Genomic DNA, 21,124 nt, shown 5'->3' with positions numbered 1-21,124 from the left:
ATTTTTCACTGGAAAAAAATGAACGCTGCAAGCCGGATTAATTGACGAATATTTTCTTCGTAATATGCGCCCAACCGACGGGTGCGAGCCGCCCGTCAAGCGATATCCTTTTCACCATTCGAACGAGATATTCGTCATGTGCGGAATCAGCGGCTTCGTGGGCCCTGTCGCATGCGCGCCGGAGACAGCCCGCGCGACCCTCGCGCGAATGACGGACAGTCTCGCGCATCGCGGCCCGGACGATAGCGGTTTGTGGGTCGATCCCGGCGCGGGTGTCGCGCTCGGGCATCGGCGCCTGTCGATCGTCGATTTGTCGGAGCACGGACATCAGCCGATGCACTCGGCGTGCGGCCGCTACGCGATGACGTTCAACGGAGAGATCTACAACTTTCGCGAGTTGCGCCGCGAGCTCGAGCGCGAGCATCGCGCGCCCGAATGGCGCGGTCATTCGGATAGCGAAGTGTTGCTCGCCGCGTTCGCCGCATGGGGCATCGATCGCACGCTGCAAAAAGCGGTCGGCATGTTCGCGCTCGCGCTATGGAATCGGGAATCGCGCGTGCTTACGCTTGCGCGCGATCGCATCGGCGAGAAGCCGCTCTATTACGGCCGCGTCGGCGGCTCGTTCGTGTTCGGCTCGGAGCTGAAGGCGCTGCGGCGCTTTCCCGGCTTCGAATCGCATGCGGTCGATCGCGATGCGCTGTGCCTGTATTTGCGGCACGCGAGCGTGCCCGCGCCGTACACGATCTACGAAGGGATTCGCAAGCTGCCGCCCGGCACCTACCTGCAGCTCGAGGACATCGAGGTCGAACCGGTGCCGCGCCGCTACTGGTCGCTCGAGCGGGTGATCGCCGCGGGCCGCGCGAATCCGTTCGACGGCGATGCGAACGCCGCCGTCGCGCAGCTCGATCACGTGTTGCGCGACGCGATCGCCGAGCAGTCGGTCGCCGACGTGCCGCTCGGCGCATTCCTGTCGGGCGGCGTCGATTCGTCGGTGATCGTCGCGCTGATGCAGACGCAAACGGCGCAGCCGGTGCAGACGTTCACGATCGGCTTCCATGAAGCGGGCTACGACGAGGCGGGGCATGCGAAGGCGGTCGCGAAGCATCTCGGCACGTCGCACACCGAGCTTTACGTGAAGCCGTCCGACGTGCTCGCGACCGTGCCGCGCATGCCGTGCGTCTACGACGAGCCGTTCGCCGATTCGTCGCAGATCCCGACGCTGCTCGTCTCCGAGCTGACGCGCCGCCACGTGAAGGTGAGCTTGTCGGGCGACGGCGGCGACGAGCTGTTCGGCGGCTACACGCGCTACTTCCTGACGCCGCGCCTATGGGGACGGCTGCGCCGCGTGCCGGCCGCGGTGCGGATGCGGATCGCGGCCGCGCTGCACGCGCTGCGGCCCGATCACGCGGACCAGATCGCCGCGCTCGTGCAGGGCGCATGGAGCGCGTCGGCGCAGCGCGACGCGTCGCCGCGCGTAGGCGACCGCCTGCACAAGCTCGCGAACGTGATGACGGCGGACAGCCGCACGTCGCTGTACCGGCTGCTGATGTCGTCGGTTCATCATCCGGAGCGCTTCACGCTCGCGGGCCGCGAGCCGCAGACGCTGATCGACACGCCGGGCGCGTGGCCCGCGGGCCTGTCGTTCGCCGAGCAGGCGATGGCCGTCGATACGCTCACGTACCTGCCGACCGACATCCTGACGAAGGTCGACCGCGCGGCGATGGCGGTGAGCCTCGAAACGAGGATGCCGTTTCTCGATCACCGCGTCGTCGAATTCGCGTGGCGGCTGCCCGAGGCGCTGCGGATTCCGAACGGGCAGGACAAATGGCTGTTGCGCAAGCTGCTGTACCGTTACGTGCCGCGGCCGCTGATCGACCGGCCGAAGCAGGGCTTTTGCGCGCCTGTCGGCGCGTGGCTGCGCGGCGAGCTGAGCGACTGGGCGGCGGAGCTGCTGAACCCCGCGCGCCTGCGCGACGAAGGCTATTTCGACGCGATGCGCGTCGAACGGCTGTGGCGGCAGCACCAGTCGGGCCGGATGAACTGGCAGCATCCGCTATGGACGGTGCTGATGTTCCAGGCGTGGCTCGAGCGTCAGCGCGCCGAGTAGGCGCGCCGCGCGCGGACTCGGTCCGCGTGCGGCGCGGGCTGCGCTCAATGGTATTCGGCGACGAGCTTGAGGTACGGCGCGGCGGACGGACGCGCGACCGGCGCGATCGGCGCGTTGGGCGCGATCGGTGCGGCCGTATCGGAGACGCGCGGTTCTTCGGTGCGCACCGCGTGCTGCGCGTCGTGCGCCTCGACGCGCGTCGTCGCCGCGCCGAACAGCACGAGCCGGTAGCCGACCGAATAGATCGGAATGATCCGCATGTTCTTGTCGAAGTCGAGGCCGAGCTTCGAGCGGATGCGCGACACGTGCGTGTCCAGCGTGCGCGACGACACCGCGAGCTCGCGGCCCCAGACCGCTTCCTGGATCGCCTGGCGCGACACCACCTTGTTCATGTTGTCGAGCAGGAATTCGACGACGTCGAACTCGCGCGGCGTCAGGTTGATCGGCTCGCCGTCGATCTCGATGATGCGGCGGACGAAGTTGATCTTGATGTTGTCGATGTGCAGATACTTGCAATCCATGATGAGCCTCGTGATTCGCAGATAAATGGGCGAACGGTACGAGGGGCTTACTGCAATTGTCGGGCCAGCATGGCGCGATGCAGCGGGAGAGCGCTTCAGAAGGTGTTTTTTTGTCGAATAAGTGCATGAATTGAAAGCGTTTTCATGCGGGTTGGGCGGGTTTGTCGCGGCGCCGGAAATGTAACAATCTGAAACCGGCTGAAGGTGTGTTACGTAGCACGGACGTTCGTGTTACGTCGCCGCGCGCGGCAACGTAACACGCGAGGGGCGGCCGGGGCCGGACGTGGCTCGGTCGCCCGGGCGATGGCATCGACAATCAGCGCTTCGAGCGCGATCGCTGCGCAAGAGGACGGACGGCCGTCTCGCACGCCGAGAAGCCGTAATCGACGGACAAGGGCGGCGGCGGACGGCGCAGCCGCCTGCCGCCGCCCGTCACGCCCGTCACGCCCGTCACGCCCGTCACGCCCGTCACGCCCGTCACGCCCGTCACGCCCGTCACGCCCGTCACGCCCGTCACGCCCGTCACGCCCGTCACGCCCGTCACGCGCTCGCGTCGCCGTCGGCGGCCGGAAACGGCAGCGTGTAGTGCCGCTTGCCCGTCGCGGCGAAGATCGCGTTCGCGACGGCCGGGCCGATCGGCGCGACGCCCGGCTCGCCGACGCCCGTCGGCGCCTCGCCCGACGGCACGATGTGCACCTCGACCTTCGGCATCTCCGAGATCCGCAGCACGCGGTAGCCGTCGAAGTTGTTCTGCTCGACCTTGCCGTCCTTCAGCGTGATCGCGCTGTGCAGCACCGCGCCGAGCCCGAAGCCGATGCCGCCTTCCATCTGCGCGGCGACGATGTCCGGATTGATCGCGGTTCCGCAGTCGACCGCGCAGACAACGCGCTCGACCTTCACGCCGCCGTGCTCGTCGACCGACACCTCCGCAACCTGCGCGACATAGCTCTTGAACGCCTCGGCGACCGCGATGCCGCGCCCGCGGCCTTTCGGCAGCGGCTTCGCCGGGTCCCAGCCGGCCTTCTCGGCGGCGAGCTCGAGCACGGCCTTCAGGCGCGGCTCGTGCGCGAGCAGGTCGCGGCGGAACAGGTACGGGTCCTTGCCCGCCTCGTGCGCGGCCTCGTCGATGAACGCTTCCACCGCGTACGCGGTGTGCGAGCTGCCGACGACGCGCCACCACAGCACCGGCACGGCGGACTTCGTCGTCGTCAGCTCGACCGACACGTTCGGCACCGCGTACGGCAGGTTCGCCGCGCCCTCGACCGACGTCTGGTCGATCCCGTTCTTCACCATCACCGGCTCGAACGGCGTGCCGGCGAGGATCGACTGGCCGACGATCCGGTGCCGCCACGCGACGAGCTTGCCGTCCTTCGTGAGCCCCGCGTCGAGCTTGTGGAAGTACATCGGCCGGTAGAGGCCGCCGTGGATGTCGTCCTCGCGCGTCCATTGCAGCTTGACGGGGGTGCCGTTCGCGCCGAGCGCCTTCGCGATCGACACGGCCTCGACGACGTAGTCCGACCACGCGTTCGCGCGCCGGCCGAAGCTGCCGCCCGCGTACAGCGTGTGGATCTGCACCTTCGACGGATCGAGGCCGGCGGCGCGCGCGGCGTTGCCCTGGTCGATCGTCTGGAACTGGTCGCCCGCCCAGATCTCGCAACTGTCGGCCGTCAGCTTGACGACCGCGTCGAGCGGCTCCATCGGCGCGTGCGCGAGGTACGGGAATTCGTACGACGCGGACAGCCGCTTCGCCGCGCCGGCGAGCGCGTGCTCGGCGTCGCCGTCGCGGCGCGCGGGCGCGCCCGCGCGTTCGGCGAGCCGGCGGTACTCGCGCATCATCGCATCGGAGCTGCGCTTTTCCGCATTCGAATCGTCCCATTCGATCTTCAGCGCGTCGCGGCCCTGCTTCGCGGCCCAGAAGCCCTTCGCGACGACCGCGACGCCGCGCTCCACCTGAACGACCGACACGACGCCCGGCACCGCCTTCGCGGCCGTCGCGTCGAACGACTTCGCCTTCGCGCCGAACAGGGGCGGGCGCTGCAACAGCGCGACGAGCATGCCGGGCATCGCCACGTCGATCGTGAACTGCGCGGTGCCGTCGGATTTCGCGAGCGCGTCGACGCGCGGCACCGGTTGGCCGATCAGGCGGAACTCGCGCGGCGATTTCAGCGCGGCCTTCTCGGGCACGGGCAGCGCGGCCGCGGCCGTCGCGAGCGAGCCGTAGGTGGCCTCGCGGCCGCTGCCCGCGTGGCGCACGTAGCCGTCGCGGGTCGTCAGCTCGGCGGCGGGCACGTTCCATTGCGCGGCGGCCGCCGACACGAGCATCGCGCGCGCCTTCGCGCCCGCTTCGCGCAGCTGCGTCCACGAATTCGCCATCGCCGAGCTGCCGCCCGTGCCCTGCAGCTTGCCGAACTGCAGGTTCGCGTAGCGCGTCGCGTCGGCGGGCGCGCTTTCGACGCGCACGTCGCGCCAGTTCGCGTCGAGCTCTTCGGCGACGATCGTCGCGATGCCGGTGTATGCGCCCTGGCCCATCTCGACGTGCTTCGCGATCACGGTCACGCTGTTGTCGGGCGCGACGCGCAGGAACGCGTTCGGCGCGAACGCGCCCGCGGCGGCTGCGCCCGAGGCAGGCGCGGCGGCGAGCGCCGGGCGGCTCGCGTCGAGCCATTCGAAGCCGATCGTGAGGCCGACGGCCGCGGCGGCGCCCGCGGCCTTCAGGAACGTGCGGCGGGACGCGCGGGCCGCGTCCGGGAGATCGAGGTCGGTGGTCATCGCTCAGGCCTTCAGGGTGGCGGCCGCTTCGTGGATCGCGGCGCGGATGCGGGTGTAGGTCGCGCAACGGCAGATGTTGCCGTTCATCGCGGCGTCGATGTCGGCGTCGGTGGGCGCCGCGTTCTGTTCGAGGAGCGCCGTCGCCGACATGATCTGGCCGGACTGGCAGTAGCCGCATTGCGGCACCTGCAGCTTGACCCACGCGGCCTGGACGGCCTTCGCGGGCTTGCTCGCGAGCCCCTCGATCGTCGTCACGCGCTTGCCGGCGACGGCCGCGAGCGGCAGCACGCACGAGCGCACCGCCTGGCCTTCGAGATGCACGGTGCACGCGCCGCATTGCGCGGCGCCGCAGCCGAACTTCGTGCCGTGCAGGCCCGCGTTCTCGCGGATCGCCCAGAGGAGCGGCATCGCGGGATCGGCGTCCAGCGTCAGATTCTTGCCGTTCAGCACAAACGAGGTAGACATGGACAATCTCCGTGGGGAAAACCCCGGACTTGGCGCCGGGTGATAGCCGGCAGTGTGAGGGACGGACCGCCGCTGCGTTCACACAATCCTGCAAAAATATTGAACAATCCTGCAAATCCCCCGGCGGGCGCGGCGGTGGCGTCGGCCGCACGCGCCTGCTACGATCACGACGACCGACGCTCGTTCATTGACGATGGAACAGCGCTACACCCCATTCGAACCCGCCGCGCACGCGGCGCCCCCCCGGTCCGATGCGCGGCCGCCGCCGCTCGCGCCGCGCGAGGCCGCGCGCCGTGAGCTCGCCGCGCTGATCGACCGCTTCGCGCCCGCCGACGGCGCGTATCCGAGCGCGATTCCCGCGCTGTCGTTCTTCCGCTGCTCGTCGCCCGTCGATCTCGGCTGCAGCGTCACGCGCGCCGCGTTCGTGTTCGCCGCGCAGGGCGCGAAACGGGTGACGGTCGCGGATCAGGCGTACGAATACGATCATCAGCACTGCCTCGTCACGTCGGTCGATTTGCCGATGCTCTCGCAGGTCACGCGCGCGTCGGCCGACGCGCCGTATCTGTGCGTGAAGATCGCGCTCGATTTGCAGCGGATCGCCGAGCTCGCGGCCGAGATGCGCACGCCGCCGCCGGACGCGGTGCCGACGGGCGAGGGGATCGTCGTCGGCGAGCTGTCCGAGCCGCTCTTCGACGCCGCGCTGCGGCTCGTGCGATTGCTCGATACTCCAGACGACATTCCGATTCTCGCGCCGCTGATCGAAAAGGAACTGCTGTACCGGCTGCTGACGAGCGGGCAGGGCGCGCGGCTGCGGCACATCGCGGTCGCGGGCAGCCAGACATACCGGATCGCGCGCGCGATCGAATGGATTCGGCACCACTACGCGGAGCCGCTCAGCATCGATGCGCTCGCGCAGCAGGTGAACATGAGCGTGTCGTCGCTGCATCATCACTTCAAGTACGTGACGACGCTGAGCCCGCTTCAGTATCAGAAGCAACTTCGGCTGCACGAGGCGCGCCGCTTGTTGATCGGCCAGCACGGTGACGTCGGCTCGATCGCGCTCAGGGTCGGGTACGACAGCCCGTCGCAATTCAGCCGCGAATACAGCCGCCTGTTCGGCGCGCCGCCGTTGCGCGACGTCGTGCAGTTGAGACGCCGCAACGGGATCGGCGTGCAGGAATGAACGGCGCGTGGCGAGCCGCGCATCCGTTGCAAAGCGAGACGCCGGTCTCGATTCGCAGGGTTCGGCGCGCGGCGAGGGATGCGCGTCTCATGCGCTTGGCGGTGCCGTTCGCGCGCGCGAGCGCGAACGATACGGCAATGCGAACATGAATATGAAAATGAAAACGAATCTGGACACCGAAACGGCCGTCGACGTCGTGCACGCGTTCTGGCGCTTGATGGGCACGAACGACTTTCATGCGGTCGCGGCCGTGCTCGCCGACGACTTCGTGCTCGAATGGCCGCAATCGAACGAGCGCATACGCGGCGCCCGAAACTTCGCGCTGCTGAACAGCGAGTATCCGGCGCATGGGCGGTGGACGTTTACGATCGGTCGCGTGATAGGCGGCGCGCACGAGGCCGCGTCGGACGTATCGGTCACCGACGGCGTTCAGCGCGCGCGGGCGATTTCGTTCTTCACGGTGGTGCATCGAAAGATCGCGCGCATCGTCGAGTTCTGGCCCGAGCCGTACGACGCGCCATACGACCGCTCGCATCTGGTCGAGCGGATCGAGTAAGCGCGGCGGTATGAAGGCGGCGCTCGGCGCGGCGGATTGCATTCGCCGCGCCGTGGCCGTGCGTTCGCGCGTTGCGTGCGCGAACATCATCATGCGCGACGCGCACGCAAGCTCGAGCATCGCGCATCGTCGAAAATCAATCGGGCGCTTTGCGGCGACCAGTTCGACGCGCGCGTCGCACGGCGACATGCCGCACTCGCACGGCGCGCGCGAACGGCGGTCACGCGAACCGTCGAATCGCGAACCGTCGAACCGCCAGCACAAAGCGGCGTTCGCCCGTTGAGCGAACGCCGCTGTCGATGCAATGCGTGGTGGTGGTGTGGAAGGTCTGCTGCCGACCGACGTATCCGATCCGAAAATCGATTGCATCGGCCTATCATGTGCGCGGCGCCCAGTGCAGGGCCGGACGCGCGCGCGCTCAGCGCACGATCGTGAATCCCTGATGTTCGGGTTGGATCGATGCCGAGTCGACCGCTTGCAGGCGCCACGCGCCTTGCGGATTCTTGCCGCCGAGGACCGCGTCGCCGTGCTCTTCGTCTTCGGACGAAGGCTGTACGTTCGAGAACGACAGCCCTTGCAGCCGGCACAGCGCTTCGCCGCTGTCGGCCGAGCACAGCGCAACCGCGCCTTCGACGTCCTTCACCTTGCCCCACGCCGGCAGATCGATGCCTTGATGCGCTTCACGCGACCACAGTTGCTCGTCGGTGTCGAGCCACAGGACCGCGAATTGCTGCGCAGAGGAATCGCTGCCATTGATTCGAATGGTGAGGCGCATGCTTCGTCTCCTTTCGAAGGTTAGCCGGTGAGCTTTCTCAGTCTAGGTGGATTGACGCGGAACGCAAGCGGCGTTGCGAAAAGATTGATGCGGGTCGCATCGCCCGGCACTGGGCAACGCGCGCGAATCATCAATGCATAGCGTGCCGTGTGCGGACTCTTCTGCGCAATCGGGTGTTTTCATGAGCGATGCTTGCATACGCGCGTCACATTGATCCGATTGCTACGCGCTGTTGCGTCGCGCAAGCGCTTCGCGCGGATGTGTCGCGCAGGTGTGTCGCGAAGGTGTGTCGATTTGCCGCCCGCATTCGATTGCACGCACCGCCAATGCAGCGCGCGCGATGCACATTTTCCGGCGCGCGGAATAACGATTCCCGAATCGATCGGTTGGTCGCGACAGGCCCCATTGATAGATTGGTCCCTTGTTCTTCAACGGAGACAAGCATGTCCGCGATCCATGAGACGGCCGTCCAACCCGCGCGCGGCGAGCCCGCGCGAGACGCGCATCTAATCGCGAGCGACGCCGAGGCGATCGACGTCGCGCGCACGCTCGCCGAGCGGCTCGCGCAAGGCGCCGCCGAGCGCGATCGCGAGCGCCGGCTGCCCTATGAAGAAATCGACTGGTTCTCGCAATCGGGCCTGTGGGCGATCACGGTGCCGAAGGCGCACGGCGGCGCGGGCGTGTCGCACGTGACGTTGACCGAGGCCGTGAAGATCGTCGCGGCCGCGGACCCGTCGCTCGGCCAATTGCCGCAGAATCACTTCGGCCTCGTCGACGTGATCGCGCTCACGGGCACCGACGAGCAGAAGCGCTTTTTCTTCGGCGAGATCCTGAAGGGCAAGCGGTTCGGCAACGGCTTCTCGGAGAAGGGCACGAAGAACGTGCTCGATCTGAAGACGAGAGTGATTCGCGACGGCGACGGCTATCGCGTCGACGGCACGAAGTTCTATTCGACGGGCGCGCTGTTCGCGCATTACGTGCCGGTGCTCGGGATCGACGAAGAGCGCAAGGGCTGGCTCGCGTACATTCCGAAGGGCACGCCGGGGCTCTCGGTGGTCGACGACTGGTCGGGCTTCGGCCAGCGCACGACCGCGAGCGGCACGGTGCGGCTCGAGAACGTGCGCGTCGCCGCATCGCACGTGTTCCCCGCGCATCGCGTGTCGGATGCGCCGACGCTGAACGGCCCGCTGTCGCAGATCATCCAGGCGGCGATCGATGCGGGCATCGCGCACGCGGCGCTCGACGATACGCTGCGCTTCGTGCGCGAACGCTCGCGCCCGTGGATCGACAGCGGCGTCGAGCGCGCGGCCGACGATCCGTTGACGATTCGCGAGACGGGGCGCCTCGTGATCCAGTTGCACGCAGCCGATGCGCTGCTCGAGCGCGCGGCGCGCACGCTCGACGAGATCGCCGCGCAGCGCGACATTTCGGAGGACGACGTGGCGCGCGCATCGGTCGCGGTCGGCGAGGCGAAGGTGCTGACGACCGAGATCGCGTTGCTCGCGAGCGAGAAGCTGTTCGAGCTCGCCGGCACGCAGGCGACGCTCGCCGAGCACGGCCTCGATCGCCACTGGCGCAACGCGCGCACGCACACGCTGCACGATCCGGTGCGCTGGAAGTATCACCTCGTCGGCAATTACTATCTGAACGGCGTCGCGCCCGCGCGCCACGCGTGGAATTGAGCCGATGAACGCGTTCACGCAGCCGGCCGCCGCGCGCGCGGCGCGGCGGATTTCGAACGACGCCGAGGCGCTCGAAGCGGCCCGCGCGTTCGCGGCGACGATCGCGCCGGACGCCGCCGCGCGCGATCGCGAGCGCCGCCTGCCGTACGCGGAGCTCGACGCGTATTCGGCGACGGGCCTCTGGGGCATCGCGGTGCCGCGCGAATTCGGCGGCGCGGCGGTATCGGCCGCGACGCTCGCGGAAGTGACCGCGATCGTGTCGGAGGGCGACCCCGCGATCGGCCAGATTCCGCAGAATCATTTCTTCATGCTCGAAGTCTTGCGCGTGAACGGCACGCGCGATCAGCAGCGCTTCTACTTCGAGCGCGCGCTCGCGGGCGAGCGCTTCGGCAACGCGCTGTCCGAGCGCGGCACGAAGCACGTGCGCGATTACCGGACGACGATCACGCCCGACGGCGCGGGCTTCCGGCTCAACGGCCGCAAGTTCTATTCGACGGGCGCGCTGTTCGCGCACTGGGTCCCGGTCGTCGCGAAGGACGCGAACGAGCGGCTGCACGTCGCGTTCACGCCGGCGCACGCGCCGGGCCTCGCCGTCGAAGACGACTGGAACGGCTTCGGCCAGCGCACGACGGGCAGCGGCACGACGCGGCTCGACAACGTGTATGTCGACGCATCGGCCGTCGTGCCGTACAGCGACGCGTTCGACGCGAAGCCGACGCCCGTCGGCCCGCTCGGCCAGTTGCTGCACGCGGCCGTCGATCTCGGCATCGCGCGCGCCGCGTTCGCCGACGCGCGCCGCTTCGTGCGCGAGCGCGCGCGGCCGTGGATCGACAGCGGCGTCGCGCGCGCGAGCGACGATCCGCTCACGCTCGAGATCTTCGGCAAGCTCGCGCTCGATCTCGACGCGGCGGGCGCGCTGACCGAGCGCGCGGGCTTGCGCGTCGACGCGGCGATCGACGACGCGAACGAGCGCACGGTTGCGTCCGCATCGATCGCGGTCGCGAAGGCGCGCGCGGCGACGACCGAGATCGCGCTCGCCGCATCGTCGCGCCTGCTCGAACTCGCGGGCACGCAAGGCGCGCTCGCCGAGCACGCGCTCGATCGTCACTGGCGCAACGCGCGCACGCACACGCTGCACGATCCGGTGCGCTGGAAATACATCGCGATCGCCGACTACTACCTGAACGACACGCTGCCGCCGCGCCACGGCGCACTGTGACGCGCGCCGCGCATCGCGCGCAACGCAGGCGGCAACACGCATCGACCGAATCGAGAGACTGCTTCACCATGACCCGACAGATCCGCTTCAACGCCTTCGACATGAACTGCGTCGGCCATCAGTCGCCCGGGCTCTGGGCGCATCCGCGCGACGAGTCGTGGCGCTATCGCGAGCTGAGCTACTGGACCGAGCTTGCGCAACTGCTCGAACGCGGCAAGTTCGACGGCCTCTTCATCGCCGACGTGCTCGGCATCTACGACGTCTACCGGAGCAGCGGCGAAGCGGCGATCCGGCAAGGCGCGCAGGTGCCCGTCAACGATCCGATCCTGCTCGTGTCCGCGATGGCGGCCGCGACGCGGCATCTCGGCTTCGGCGTCACGTGCTCGCTGTCGTACGAGCATCCGTATCCGTTCGCGCGACGCATGTCGACGCTCGATCATCTGACGGGCGGACGCGTCGGCTGGAACGTCGTCACGTCGTATCTCGATAGCGCCGCGCGCAACCTCGGGCTGCCGCAGCAGACGAACCACGACGAGCGCTACGCGATCGCCGACGAGTATCTCGAGGTCTGCTACAAGCTGTGGGAAGGCTCGTGGGAGGACGACGCCGTCGTGCGCGACGCCGCGCGCCACGTGTTCGCCGAGCCGTCGAAGGTGCATCCGATCGGCCATCACGGCCGTTACTACGACGTGCCCGGCATCCATCTGTGCGAGCCGTCGCCGCAGCGCACGCCGGTGCTCTATCAAGCGGGCGCGTCGAAGCGCGGCAAGGACTTCGCCGCGCAGCACGCGGAATGCATCTTCGTCGCCGCGCCGTCGCGCACGATCCTGAAGGCGTTCGTCGCGGACATCCGCGAGCGCGTGAAAAAGTTCGGCCGCGATCCGCACGACGTGCTGATCTTCAACCTGCATACGGTGATCACGGGCCGCACGTCGGCCGACGCGCACGCGAAGCACGCCGACTATCGCCGCTACGCGAGCGACGAAGGCGCGCTCGCGCTGATGTCCGGCTGGACCGGAATCGATCTGTCGAACTACGGGCTCGACGAGCCGCTCGAGCACGTCGAGAGCAACGCGATTCAGTCGGCCGTCGAGGCGCTGTCGAGCGCCGATCCGACGCGCAAGTGGACCGTGCGCGAGATCGCCCGCTGGGGCGGCATCGGCGGGCTCGGGCCGGTGTCGGTCGGCGACGCGCGCGAGATCGCCGACGATCTGCAATCGTGGGTCGACGAGACCGACGTAGACGGCTTCAACCTCGCGTACGCGGTAACGCCGGAGACGTTCGTCGATGTCGTCGAGCTTGTGGTGCCGGAGCTGCAGCGGCGCGGCGTCTATCAGACCGACTACGCGCCGGGCACGCTGCGCGAGAAGCTGCATCGCGCGGGGCCGAGGCTGGCCGCGCCGCATCCGGCCGCGCGATATCGCGTTGGCCACGAGCATGCGGCGGCGGAGCGCATCGCGGCGGAAGAGTGAAGGAGGGCGGCGTGTCGGCGCGACTCGGCGGCGAACGCGGGCCTCGGCCACGACGCTGGCGATGGATGATTCGACGGGCTGCCGCAACGGCGCGAATCGCACTGCGCGATCGCGGCATCGCGTGATGCGGTGCGCGACGATTCGGACGATGACGCGAGCGGGAATGCGCGCGGCCGGATCGCCGCGGCGAATCAAATGCGTGACGAATCGCCGATGAATCGCCGATCGGATTGCTGACCACGTTGCCGATTGAGTTGCTGATCGAGCTGCAAACCGCGCGCGCGATCGAATGACGAATCGTGCGGCAAACCGCATGGCGATTCAAACGATGAATCGAACAACGAACCTAACGACGAAGCAAGGCCGCCACGCGGAAGCGATGCGTCTCGACGGAGCGGCGCGCATCGTGCCGATGAATCGTTTGTCGCTTCGTTTTTTGCTTCGTTTGTCGCTTCGTCAGTTGCTTCACTAGCGGCTTCATTCGCCGTTGCACCGACGCGTCCGGCGCTTACCCCACCCGCGATTCGACGCTTCCACCGCCTCCCCCGCCAACCAGGCGTTAGGCCGCCGTCGCCCGCGCCTTCTGGTCGTGAGGCGGCGATTCGAGCGCCGGCAGCGTGATCGCGAAGCGCGCGCCGCCGATCGGCGCGCCGTCGAGCCGCACGTTGCCGCCGTGCGCGAACGCGACGCGCCGCACGATCGTGAGCCCTAGGCCGAAGCCGCCCGTTTGCCGGTCGCGGCTCGAATCGAGCCGATGGAACGGCTCGAACACGCGGTCGCGATCGGCGGCCGGAATGCCGGGGCCGTCGTCGTCGACCGTCAGCACGAGCGCGCCCGCGTCGCCGAGCGACGCATGCAGCGAGATCGTCGTCGCCGCGTAGCGCATGCCGTTGCGGATCAGGTTCAAGAGCGCGCGCGCGACGAGCTTCGGATCGCACACGTGGCAAGCGGGCGCGCCGCGCATCGATACGTCGAGCGTGAGCCGGCGGTCGGCGATGTCGTTCGCGACGCTCGCGGCGACGCTGTCGATCAGCTCCGAAACCGTCACCTGCATCAACGCGAGATGCCGCTCGCCCTGTTCGAGCCGGCCGATCGTCAGCAGCTCGGTGACGAGCTCGTCGAGTTCGCGCACGTCGCGACGCAGCGCTTCCTGCCGCTCGTGCATGCGCTCGGCCACGTCCGGCGACGCGAGCAGCGCGAGGCCGAATTCGAGCCGCGCGAGCGGTGTCTTCAGTTCGTGCGAGATCCCGTGCATCATCTCGCGCTGTTGCTGGATCGATGCTTCGATCCGCTTCGCCATGTCGTTGAACTGCTGCGACAGTTCGTAGATGTTCGATTTGCGCGATACCTGCGCGCGCGTCGACAGCCGGCCGCTGCCGAACGCGCGCGCGGCCGCCTCGAGCTTGCGCAGGTCGCGCCAGTGATAGTGAATCCACAGCGCGACGGCGAGCAGCGTCGCGAGCGCGACCGTCAGATAGGCGTAGATCTGGATGTCGAGGCTCGTCGGCTCGTCCGGGCGCGCGTGCAGAACGGTGCCGTCGACGAGCGGCATGAAATAGTCCCTGCCGTCGTAGCTGATCGCGATCTCGCCGCGATCGAGGTCGCGCTGCTGCCTGGCGCTCAGCATCTTGCGGGCCGCGTCCATCGAGATGAACTCGAAGCCTTCGTTGCCGCGCTTCGCGAGCTCGCGCAGCGCCTGACGCCGCTCGGAGCCCGGATGGCGCTCGAGATAGTCGTTCAGCACGAACGCATAGGTGGCGAGCGTCTCGCGCGCCGCGCTCGAAATTCGCTCGTAGAAGAAGCGGTTGAACGATGTGTTGATGAAGACGATCGCCGCTGCGCCGCAGACGACCACGACGAGATACAGCCTGACGAGCGAGCGCAGCATTCAGTCATCCCAGGCAGACGGGCTGAACAGATAGCCGCGGCCCCAGATCGTCTTGATCTTGTGCGGCTCGGACGACGCGTCCTCGAACCGGCGTCGCAGCTTCGAGATGCCCGAATCGACGGAGCGGTCGAGGCCGTCGAACTCGATGCCGCGCAACTGCTTCAGGATGTCGTCGCGGCTCAGCACGGTGCCCGCCGCGCGCGCGAGAATCAGCAGCAGGTTGAATTCGGCTGTCTTCAGATCGACGGGCTCGCCGCGCCACGTGACCGTGCGGTTCGGCGGCGAGATCGTCAGCTCGCCGAACACGAGCGCCTCGCTCGCCGGCGAGTCGACGGGCGCGCCGGCAGGCTGCGCGCGGCGCAGCAACGCGCGAGCGCGCGCGACGAGCACGCGCGGCTCGATCGGCTTCGTCACGTAGTCGTCCGCGCCCGTCTCGAGGCCCGCCACCTGATCGTAGACGTCCGAGCGCGCGGTCAGGATCAGCACCGGCACGTTCGAGAACGCGCGGATTCGGCGGCACACTTCCATGCCGTCGAGATGCGGCAGCATCAGGTCGAGAATCACGAGCGCGGGCTGATGCTCGCGCACGGCCCCGACGGCGAGGTCGCCGCGCCGGACCACCGTCACCGAGAATTCGTAGCTGTCGAGATACTCGCGGATCAGCTGCGCGAGGCGATCGTCGTCTTCGATCAGCAGCACCCGGTATTTGAGCGGCACTTCGTTCATGGTCTCCTCGGCGTGGTTCTGCGCGCGTGAGCGCCGGCAGCGCACGCGCATTCTAGCCGCGCGCGCCGCACGCCGGGGGCGGCTGCAACAATCGCCGACAATCGGACACAAATCCGCACATATTCCTGAAACATTCGGGACAGATTCGTCGTGCGCACGAACCTAGACTGCGGACTCCTTGACTCTCGCCCGTCACCGTGCGCCCGCCCATTCACTCACTTCGGTATTGCGTGCCGTTCGCCGGCTTCATGTCGATTGCGGCCGCGCATGCGGAAAACGTCTACACGCTGTCGATCGGCGGCGGCTTCGTGCCGCGCTACGCGGGCAGCAATCAGTATCACGGCGTGGTCGCGCCGTCGTTTTCCGCGGAGTTCGACAACGGCATCTTCATCGGTCCGCTCGACGGCATCGGCTACAAGCTGAAGCTGCCGGGCGACGCGTTCGTCGCGGCCGCGCTCACGTACGACCCGGGCCGCTCGGACGAAAACCGCTTCGACCTGCCGGGCTCGAACTACCTGAAGGGGATGGGCCGCGTACCGGGCTCGGTGCTCGTCGCGGTGCAGGCGGGCGTGAAGCTCTACGGCGGCAGCGTGCTGAGCGTGACCGTGGACACGCCCGTCACGCACACGTCGCGCGGCGTGTCCGGGCACGTCGATCTCGCGGTGCCGGTATTGAGCGCCGGGCGTCACGAAGTCGTCGTGACGGGCTCCGTGCATGCGGGCTCGGGCCGCTACACGCAGACGTTCTACGGCGTCACCGGCGCGCAGGCGGCGGCGACCCGCTTCGCGCCGTATTCGACGAAGGGCGGCATCGACAGCGCGTCGATGTCGGTCGCATGGACGTACGCGTTCTCGAGGCACTGGTCGGCGGACACGACGCTCGGCGTCACGCGTCTCATCGGCCGCTACGGGGGCAGCCCGATCGTGCAGCAGAAGACCAATTATTTCGGAGTGTCTTCGCTGACCTATCGTTTCTGATTTTGAAGAAGGAGGTGGCCATCGTGCTGATCTGGAAAACCGCGCTTTCGCTGACCTGGCGAGCGGGCCTCGTGTCGCCCGCGAGCGTGCCCGCCGCCGCCGCGCACGTCGGCCGGATCGTGCTCACCGGAGCGACCGGCTTCATCGGCGGCGCGGTGCTCGTGTCGCTCGTCAACGCCGGGCTGCTCGATCGCGTCGTGTGCGTCGTGCGCGCGTGCGACCGCGCGCATGCGCTCGCTCGGCTGCGCGAGGCGGCGCTCAAGAGCGGGCTCGCGCCGTACTGGGCCGCGCGGCTCACCGAGGCGAACGTGATCGCGGGCGAACTCGACGGCGCGTTCGCCGACGTCGACGCCGCGCGTCTTTCGTCGGCGTCGCACGTGATTCACTGCGCGGGCGTTGCGTCGCTCGCCGACGCGAGCGTCGTCAACGAGACGAACGTCGATGCGACGCTGCGTTTCGCGCGCCGCTTCGCGGGCAGCCGGCGGCTGCAGCGCTTCGTGCACGTCGGCGCGGCGTTCGCGTGCGGGATCAAGGCGCGCGGCACGATCCGCGAGGACGACGCGCCCAAGCGCGGCCGCGAGGTCGATTTCGCGCCGTACACGCGCGGCAAGCGCGACGCGGAAGCGCAGTTGCGCGCGCTCGGCCTGCCGCTCGTGGTCGTGCGGCCGTCGTGCGTCGTCGGCCATACGCTGCTCGGCACGCAGCCTTCGGCGAGCACGTTCTGGATGTTCCGGATCGTTCACGCGGCGCGCCGCTTCACCGCGCGGCCGATGGCGCGCATCGACGTGATCGCCGTCGACGATTGCGCGCGCGCGCTGATGCTGCTCGCGCTGAAGCCGTCACTCAAGTACGACACGTACCACGTGTCGGCGGGCGACGAAGCGCCGAGCGTCACGCAGATCGTGCGCGCGATGGACGAGGCCGTGGGGCTCGACGGCGAGCCGCGCTACGCGCTCTGCTCGTGTGCCGAGTTTACGGCGATCGCGCGCGACGTGCTCGGCCGCCGCGACGCGCCGCGCGAGCGCGTGATCCGGCGCGCGTTGCAGTCTTACGCCGCGTTCGCCGAGCTCGACCACGTGTTCGACAACTCGCGCGTGCGCGACGAGATCGATTTCGAACCGCTGCCGTTCGTCGATTACGTGAACGAATGCATGCGCACGTCGCGCGGCATCGACGTGCTCGCGCAGATGCCGAGGACGGCGGCGCGCTGAGCGTGCGCGCGGCGGCCGCGCGTCACGAGCCGCCGACTTCGATCAGCTTGTCGAGCGCCGCGTACACTTCGCCGAGCGCATCCGCGCCGAAGCGTTGCTCGATGAGCCGGTACTGCTCGTCGATGCGCGGGCTGATCTGCGTGACAAGCTGACGACTTTGCGGCGTCAGGCTGACGATCAGCCTGCGCTGATCCTCCTGGGCGCGCGTGCGGCGAATCAGGCCGTCGCGCTCCATCCTCTCCAGCACGCCCGTGAGGCTCGGGCTCAGGATGCAGCAGCGCTTCGCGATCTGCCCGGCTTCGAGCTCACGAGACGGTTCGCCGTCCAGCACGCGAATGATCCGCCATTGCTGCTCCGTCAGCGCAAATTCCTTCAGGATCGGCCGGAACCGGCCCATCAACGTTTCGCGGGCCTCGAGCAGCAGCATGGCCAGATTGCGGTGATCGAACGTACGATTCATGAGGTTCCTGGAAGAGCAGTTGATCCACTCATCTTAGCAGGGCGAAAATCGTCGGTGACCGCCTTATCACGGCTATCAGGGTTATCGCGGTTGTTCTTTTCGCGTGCTGTAGTTAATATGTTAAGTAATTGACCCGGCCGCGCGACGCGGCGGAGGATGAAACGCATGGAGCTGTCCCTTGTCGTCGACGGCGCGCCGGCCGAAACGGTGCGCATCGGCACGGTATACGGCGCGCTGCTCAACGATCGCGGCGCGCTCGCGGCGCTTGGCGACGCGGTGCATGCGCCGCCGTACAACAAGCCGCCGCAGGCGCCCGTGCTTTACGTGAAGCCCGCGAACACGCATGCGGGCGACGGCGCGGCCGTCGTCGTGCCGGCGGGCGTCGACGCGCTCGAAATCGGCGCGACGCTCGGCGTCGTGTTCGCGCGCCGCACGACTCGCGTATCGGTCGAACAGGCGTTTGATTTCGTTAAAGGTTTTACGCTCGCGAGCGACGTGTCGATTCCGCACCCCGATTATTATCGGCCGGCGGTGCGCTTCAAGTGCCGCGACGGCTTTTGCCCGCTCGGGCCGGCGATCGTTGCGCGCGCAAGCATCGGCGACGCGGACGCGCTCGCGGTGACGGTGCGCGTCGACGGCGAGCGGCGCTACGAGGCGAGCACCGCGAACCTGATCCGCTCCGTCGCGCGGTTGATCGCCGACGTGTCCGCGTTCATGTCGTTCGACGCGGGCGACGTGCTGCTCGTCGGCGTCGGCCTGAACGCGCCGCGCGCGGCGGCCGGCAGCGCGATCGAGATCGACGCGCCGGGTATCGGCACGCTGCGTCACACGTTGATTGCGGAGGGCGCGCGATGAAGACCGCACGCGTAGTGTTCAACGGCGCGCTTCACGCGGCCGAGCCGCTGGACGAAGGGCTTTTGCGGCTCGATACCGGGCGCGTGCTCGCCGAGACGGATGTCTCGTGGCTGCCGCCCGTCGCGCCGCGCACGACGTTCGCGCTCGGCCTGAACTACGCCGATCACGCGAAGGAGCTCGCGTTCAAGGCGCCGACCGAGCCGCTCATCTTCCTGAAGGGGCCGAACACGTTCGTCGGCCACCGCGCGCGGACGGTGCGGCCCGCGGACGCGACGCACATGCATTACGAGTGCGAGCTCGCGGTCGTGATCGGCCGCGAGGCGCGCCGCGTGACGCGCGCGCGCGCGCTGGACTACGTGCTCGGCTACACGATCGGCAACGATTACGCGATCCGCGACTATCTGGAGAATTATTACCGACCGAACCTGCGCGTGAAGAACCGCGACACGTGCACGCCGCTCGGGCCGTGGCTCGTGAGCCGCGACGAGATCGGCGATCCGGGGAGTCTCGCGCTTCGCACGACGGTCAACGGCATCGAAACGCAGCGCGGCAACACGCGCGACATGATCTTCGACGTCGCGTCGCTGATCGAATACATCAGCGGATTCATGACGCTCTCGCCCGGCGACCTGATCCTGACCGGCACGCCCGAGGGGCTCGCCGACACGAAGCCGGGCGACGAAGTGATCACCGAGATCGAGGGCCTCGGACGGCTCGTCAACACGATCGTCGGCGAAGCGGATTACTATCGCGCCGGCTGACGCCGCCGCACAAGGAGAGACGCATGAGCATCAAGCACTGGATCGGCGGCCGGGAAGTCGACAGCCGGGAGACGTTCACGACGTTCAACCCGGCGACGGGCGAGCCGATCGCCGAGGTCGCGTCGGGCGGCGCGGAGGAAATCGACGCGGCGGTGCGCGCCGCGAAGGACGCGTTTCCGAAATGGGCGAACACACCGGCGAAGGAGCGCGCGAAGCTGATGCGCAAGCTTGGCGAGCTGATCGAGCGCAACGTGCCCGCGCTCGCCGAGCTGGAGACGCAGGACACCGGCCTGCCGATCTCGCAGACGAAGAAGCAGCTGATCCCGCGCGCGTCGGAGAATTTCCACTTCTTCGCCGAAGTGTGCACGCAGATGAACGGGCGCAGCTATCCGGTCGACGACCAGATGCTGAACTACACGCTGTATCAGCCGGTGGGCGTGTGCGCGCTCGTGTCGCCGTGGAACGTGCCGTTCATGACCGCGACGTGGAAGACCGCGCCGTGCCTCGCGCTCGGCAACACCGCGGTGCTGAAGATGTCGGAGCTTTCGCCGCTCACGGCCGACCAGCTCGGCCGCCTCGCGCTCGAGGCGGGCATTCCGGCCGGCGTGCTGAACGTCGTGCAGGGCTACGGCGCGACGGCGGGCGACGCGCTCGTCCGGCATCCGGACGTGCGCGCCGTGTCGTTTACGGGCGGCACGTTGACGGGCAAGCGGATCATGGAGCGCGCGGGCCTGAAGAAGTATTCGATGGAGCTCGGCGGCAAGTCGCCCGTGCTGATTTTCGACGACGCCGATTTCGACCGCGCGCTCGACGCGTCGCTCTTCACGATCTTCTCGATCAACGGCGAGCGTTGCACGGCGGGCTCGCGGATCTTCGTGCAGCGGACGATCTACGACAGGTTCGTCGCCGAGTTCGCGCGCCGCGCGAACAACCTGATCGTCGGCGATCCGGCCGACGAGCGCACGCAGGTGGGCTCGATGATCACGCGCGCGCACTGGGAAAAGGTGACGGGCTACATCCGGCTCGGCGCCGACGAGGGCGCGCGGCTCGTCGCGGGCGGCCCGGACAAGCCGGCGAACCTGCCCGCGCATCTTGCGAACGGCAACTTCGTGCGGCCGACCGTGTTCGCCGACGTCGACAACCGGATGCGCATCGCGCAGGAAGAGATCTTCGGGCCGGTCGCGTGCCTGATTCCGTTCGACGGCGAGGAGGACGGGCTGCGTCTCGCGAACGACACGTCGTACGGCCTCGCGTCGTACCTGTGGACGCAGGACGTCGGCCGCGTGCACCGGCTCGCGCGCGGCATCGAGGCGGGCATGGTGTTCGTCAACAGCCAGAACGTGCGCGACCTGCGCCAGCCGTTCGGCGGCGTGAAGGAATCGGGCACCGGCCGCGAGGGCGGCGAATACAGCTTCGAGGTGTTCGCCGAGATCAAGAACGTGTGCATCTCGATGGGCAGCCATCACATTCCCCGCTGGGGCGTGTGACGCCCGCCGA

Annotated in this window: 20 protein-coding genes; 12 read left to right on the top strand and 8 right to left on the bottom strand. The window is 68.3% G+C overall.

Annotated elements, in window-relative coordinates; all coding sequences use genetic code 11:
* Positions 1-136 precede the first annotated feature (136 nt).
* Entirely contained in the window at positions 137-2,107 is a 1,971-nt protein-coding gene (gene asnB / locus WS78_RS26585) for an asparagine synthase (glutamine-hydrolyzing) (protein ID WP_059578703.1), read from the top strand.
* Positions 2,108-2,151: 44 nt separating this feature from the next.
* On the opposite strand, the gene WS78_RS26580 is transcribed toward asnB, so the two are convergent.
* The 4 genes from WS78_RS26580 to WS78_RS26565 all read right to left on the bottom strand — a co-directional run bounded on the left by WS78_RS26580 (position 2,152) and on the right by WS78_RS26565 (position 5,862).
* Positions 2,152-2,628 (bottom strand): winged helix-turn-helix domain-containing protein, encoded by a 477-nt coding sequence (locus WS78_RS26580; RefSeq protein ID WP_059578700.1) that lies wholly within the window; start codon positions 2,626-2,628, stop codon positions 2,152-2,154.
* 316 nt (positions 2,629-2,944) lie between these two features.
* Positions 2,945-3,172: a hypothetical protein gene (locus WS78_RS36365; RefSeq protein WP_059578695.1), complete on the bottom strand. Its 228-nt coding sequence runs from the start codon at positions 3,170-3,172 to the stop codon at positions 2,945-2,947.
* Positions 3,169-5,397, bottom strand: coding sequence for a xanthine dehydrogenase family protein molybdopterin-binding subunit (locus tag WS78_RS26570; RefSeq protein WP_059578690.1), 2,229 nt, complete (start codon positions 5,395-5,397; stop codon positions 3,169-3,171). The genes WS78_RS36365 and WS78_RS26570 overlap by 4 nt, the downstream gene beginning before the upstream one ends.
* 3 nt (positions 5,398-5,400) lie before the next feature.
* A complete protein-coding gene (locus WS78_RS26565; RefSeq protein WP_038752415.1) occupies positions 5,401-5,862 on the bottom strand; it encodes a (2Fe-2S)-binding protein in 462 nt (153 codons plus the stop codon).
* Between the two features lie 193 nt (positions 5,863-6,055).
* On the opposite strand from WS78_RS26565, the gene WS78_RS26560 reads away from it, so the two are divergent.
* The 3 genes from WS78_RS26560 (at position 6,056) to WS78_RS26550 (ending at position 7,884) form a co-directional block, all read left to right on the top strand.
* Entirely contained in the window at positions 6,056-7,045 is a 990-nt protein-coding gene (locus WS78_RS26560) for an AraC family transcriptional regulator (protein WP_059578687.1), read from the top strand.
* Between the two features lie 157 nt (positions 7,046-7,202).
* Entirely contained in the window at positions 7,203-7,601 is a 399-nt protein-coding gene (locus WS78_RS26555) for a nuclear transport factor 2 family protein (protein ID WP_038752688.1), read from the top strand.
* A 91-nt stretch (positions 7,602-7,692) separates the two neighbouring features.
* Entirely contained in the window at positions 7,693-7,884 is a 192-nt protein-coding gene (locus WS78_RS26550) for a hypothetical protein (RefSeq protein ID WP_156437512.1), read from the top strand.
* A gap of 135 nt (positions 7,885-8,019) precedes the next feature.
* Here the strand turns inward: WS78_RS26550 and WS78_RS26545 are convergent, their stop codons facing one another.
* Positions 8,020-8,376 carry a DUF3564 domain-containing protein gene (locus WS78_RS26545; protein WP_038752406.1) on the bottom strand — a complete coding sequence of 119 codons (357 nt, stop codon included), beginning with the start codon at positions 8,374-8,376 and terminating at the stop codon, positions 8,020-8,022.
* A 443-nt stretch (positions 8,377-8,819) separates the two neighbouring features.
* On the opposite strand from WS78_RS26545, the gene WS78_RS26535 reads away from it, so the two are divergent.
* The 3 genes from WS78_RS26535 to WS78_RS26525 all read left to right on the top strand — a co-directional run bounded on the left by WS78_RS26535 (position 8,820) and on the right by WS78_RS26525 (position 12,749).
* Complete coding sequence (locus WS78_RS26535; protein ID WP_059578677.1) at positions 8,820-10,058, top strand: SfnB family sulfur acquisition oxidoreductase; 1,239 nt, start codon at positions 8,820-8,822, stop codon at positions 10,056-10,058.
* A gap of 4 nt (positions 10,059-10,062) precedes the next feature.
* Positions 10,063-11,277 carry an SfnB family sulfur acquisition oxidoreductase gene (locus WS78_RS26530; RefSeq protein WP_038752401.1) on the top strand — a complete coding sequence of 405 codons (1,215 nt, stop codon included), beginning with the start codon at positions 10,063-10,065 and terminating at the stop codon, positions 11,275-11,277.
* A 68-nt stretch (positions 11,278-11,345) separates the two neighbouring features.
* Complete coding sequence (locus WS78_RS26525; protein WP_038752398.1) at positions 11,346-12,749, top strand: LLM class flavin-dependent oxidoreductase; 1,404 nt, start codon at positions 11,346-11,348, stop codon at positions 12,747-12,749.
* A gap of 559 nt (positions 12,750-13,308) precedes the next feature.
* Here WS78_RS26525 and WS78_RS26520 read toward each other — a convergent pair.
* Together WS78_RS26520 and bprR are read right to left on the bottom strand one after the other, a co-directional pair.
* Positions 13,309-14,637 (bottom strand): ATP-binding protein, encoded by a 1,329-nt coding sequence (locus WS78_RS26520; protein ID WP_059578674.1) that lies wholly within the window; start codon positions 14,635-14,637, stop codon positions 13,309-13,311.
* Positions 14,638-15,363, bottom strand: coding sequence for a two-component system response regulator BprR (gene bprR, locus WS78_RS26515; RefSeq protein ID WP_038752686.1), 726 nt, complete (start codon positions 15,361-15,363; stop codon positions 14,638-14,640).
* A 230-nt stretch (positions 15,364-15,593) separates the two neighbouring features.
* Here bprR and WS78_RS26510 point away from each other — a divergent pair, with 230 nt between their 5' ends.
* Entirely contained in the window at positions 15,594-16,340 is a 747-nt protein-coding gene (locus WS78_RS26510) for a MipA/OmpV family protein (RefSeq protein ID WP_059578669.1), read from the top strand.
* Between the two features lie 23 nt (positions 16,341-16,363).
* On the top strand, positions 16,364-17,551 hold the full coding sequence (locus WS78_RS26505) for an SDR family oxidoreductase (protein WP_059578988.1): 1,188 nt from the start codon (positions 16,364-16,366) through the stop codon (positions 17,549-17,551).
* 22 nt (positions 17,552-17,573) lie between these two features.
* Here WS78_RS26505 and hpaR read toward each other — a convergent pair whose 3' ends face one another.
* On the bottom strand, positions 17,574-18,011 hold the full coding sequence (hpaR, locus tag WS78_RS26500; protein WP_059578665.1) for a homoprotocatechuate degradation operon regulator HpaR: 438 nt from the start codon (positions 18,009-18,011) through the stop codon (positions 17,574-17,576).
* 165 nt (positions 18,012-18,176) lie between these two features.
* On the opposite strand from hpaR, the gene WS78_RS26495 reads away from it, so the two are divergent.
* Genes WS78_RS26495 through hpaE form a run of 3 tightly spaced genes read left to right on the top strand, consistent with a single transcriptional unit; the run spans position 18,177 to position 21,114 of the window.
* Complete coding sequence (locus tag WS78_RS26495) at positions 18,177-18,866, top strand: fumarylacetoacetate hydrolase family protein (protein ID WP_059578661.1); 690 nt, start codon at positions 18,177-18,179, stop codon at positions 18,864-18,866.
* Positions 18,863-19,627: a fumarylacetoacetate hydrolase family protein gene (locus WS78_RS26490; RefSeq protein ID WP_059578658.1), complete on the top strand. Its 765-nt coding sequence runs from the start codon at positions 18,863-18,865 to the stop codon at positions 19,625-19,627. Before WS78_RS26495 ends, WS78_RS26490 begins: the two co-directional genes overlap by 4 nt.
* A gap of 23 nt (positions 19,628-19,650) precedes the next feature.
* On the top strand, positions 19,651-21,114 hold the full coding sequence (gene hpaE, locus WS78_RS26485; RefSeq protein ID WP_038752382.1) for a 5-carboxymethyl-2-hydroxymuconate semialdehyde dehydrogenase: 1,464 nt from the start codon (positions 19,651-19,653) through the stop codon (positions 21,112-21,114).
* Positions 21,115-21,124 lie beyond the last annotated feature (10 nt).

Origin of the sequence: Burkholderia savannae, from assembly GCF_001524445.2 — a bacterium.
Lineage (GTDB): Bacteria > Pseudomonadota > Gammaproteobacteria > Burkholderiales > Burkholderiaceae > Burkholderia > Burkholderia savannae.
Note: the sequence above shows the minus strand (reverse complement) of the source record. Positions and strands in the feature narration are given on the sequence as shown.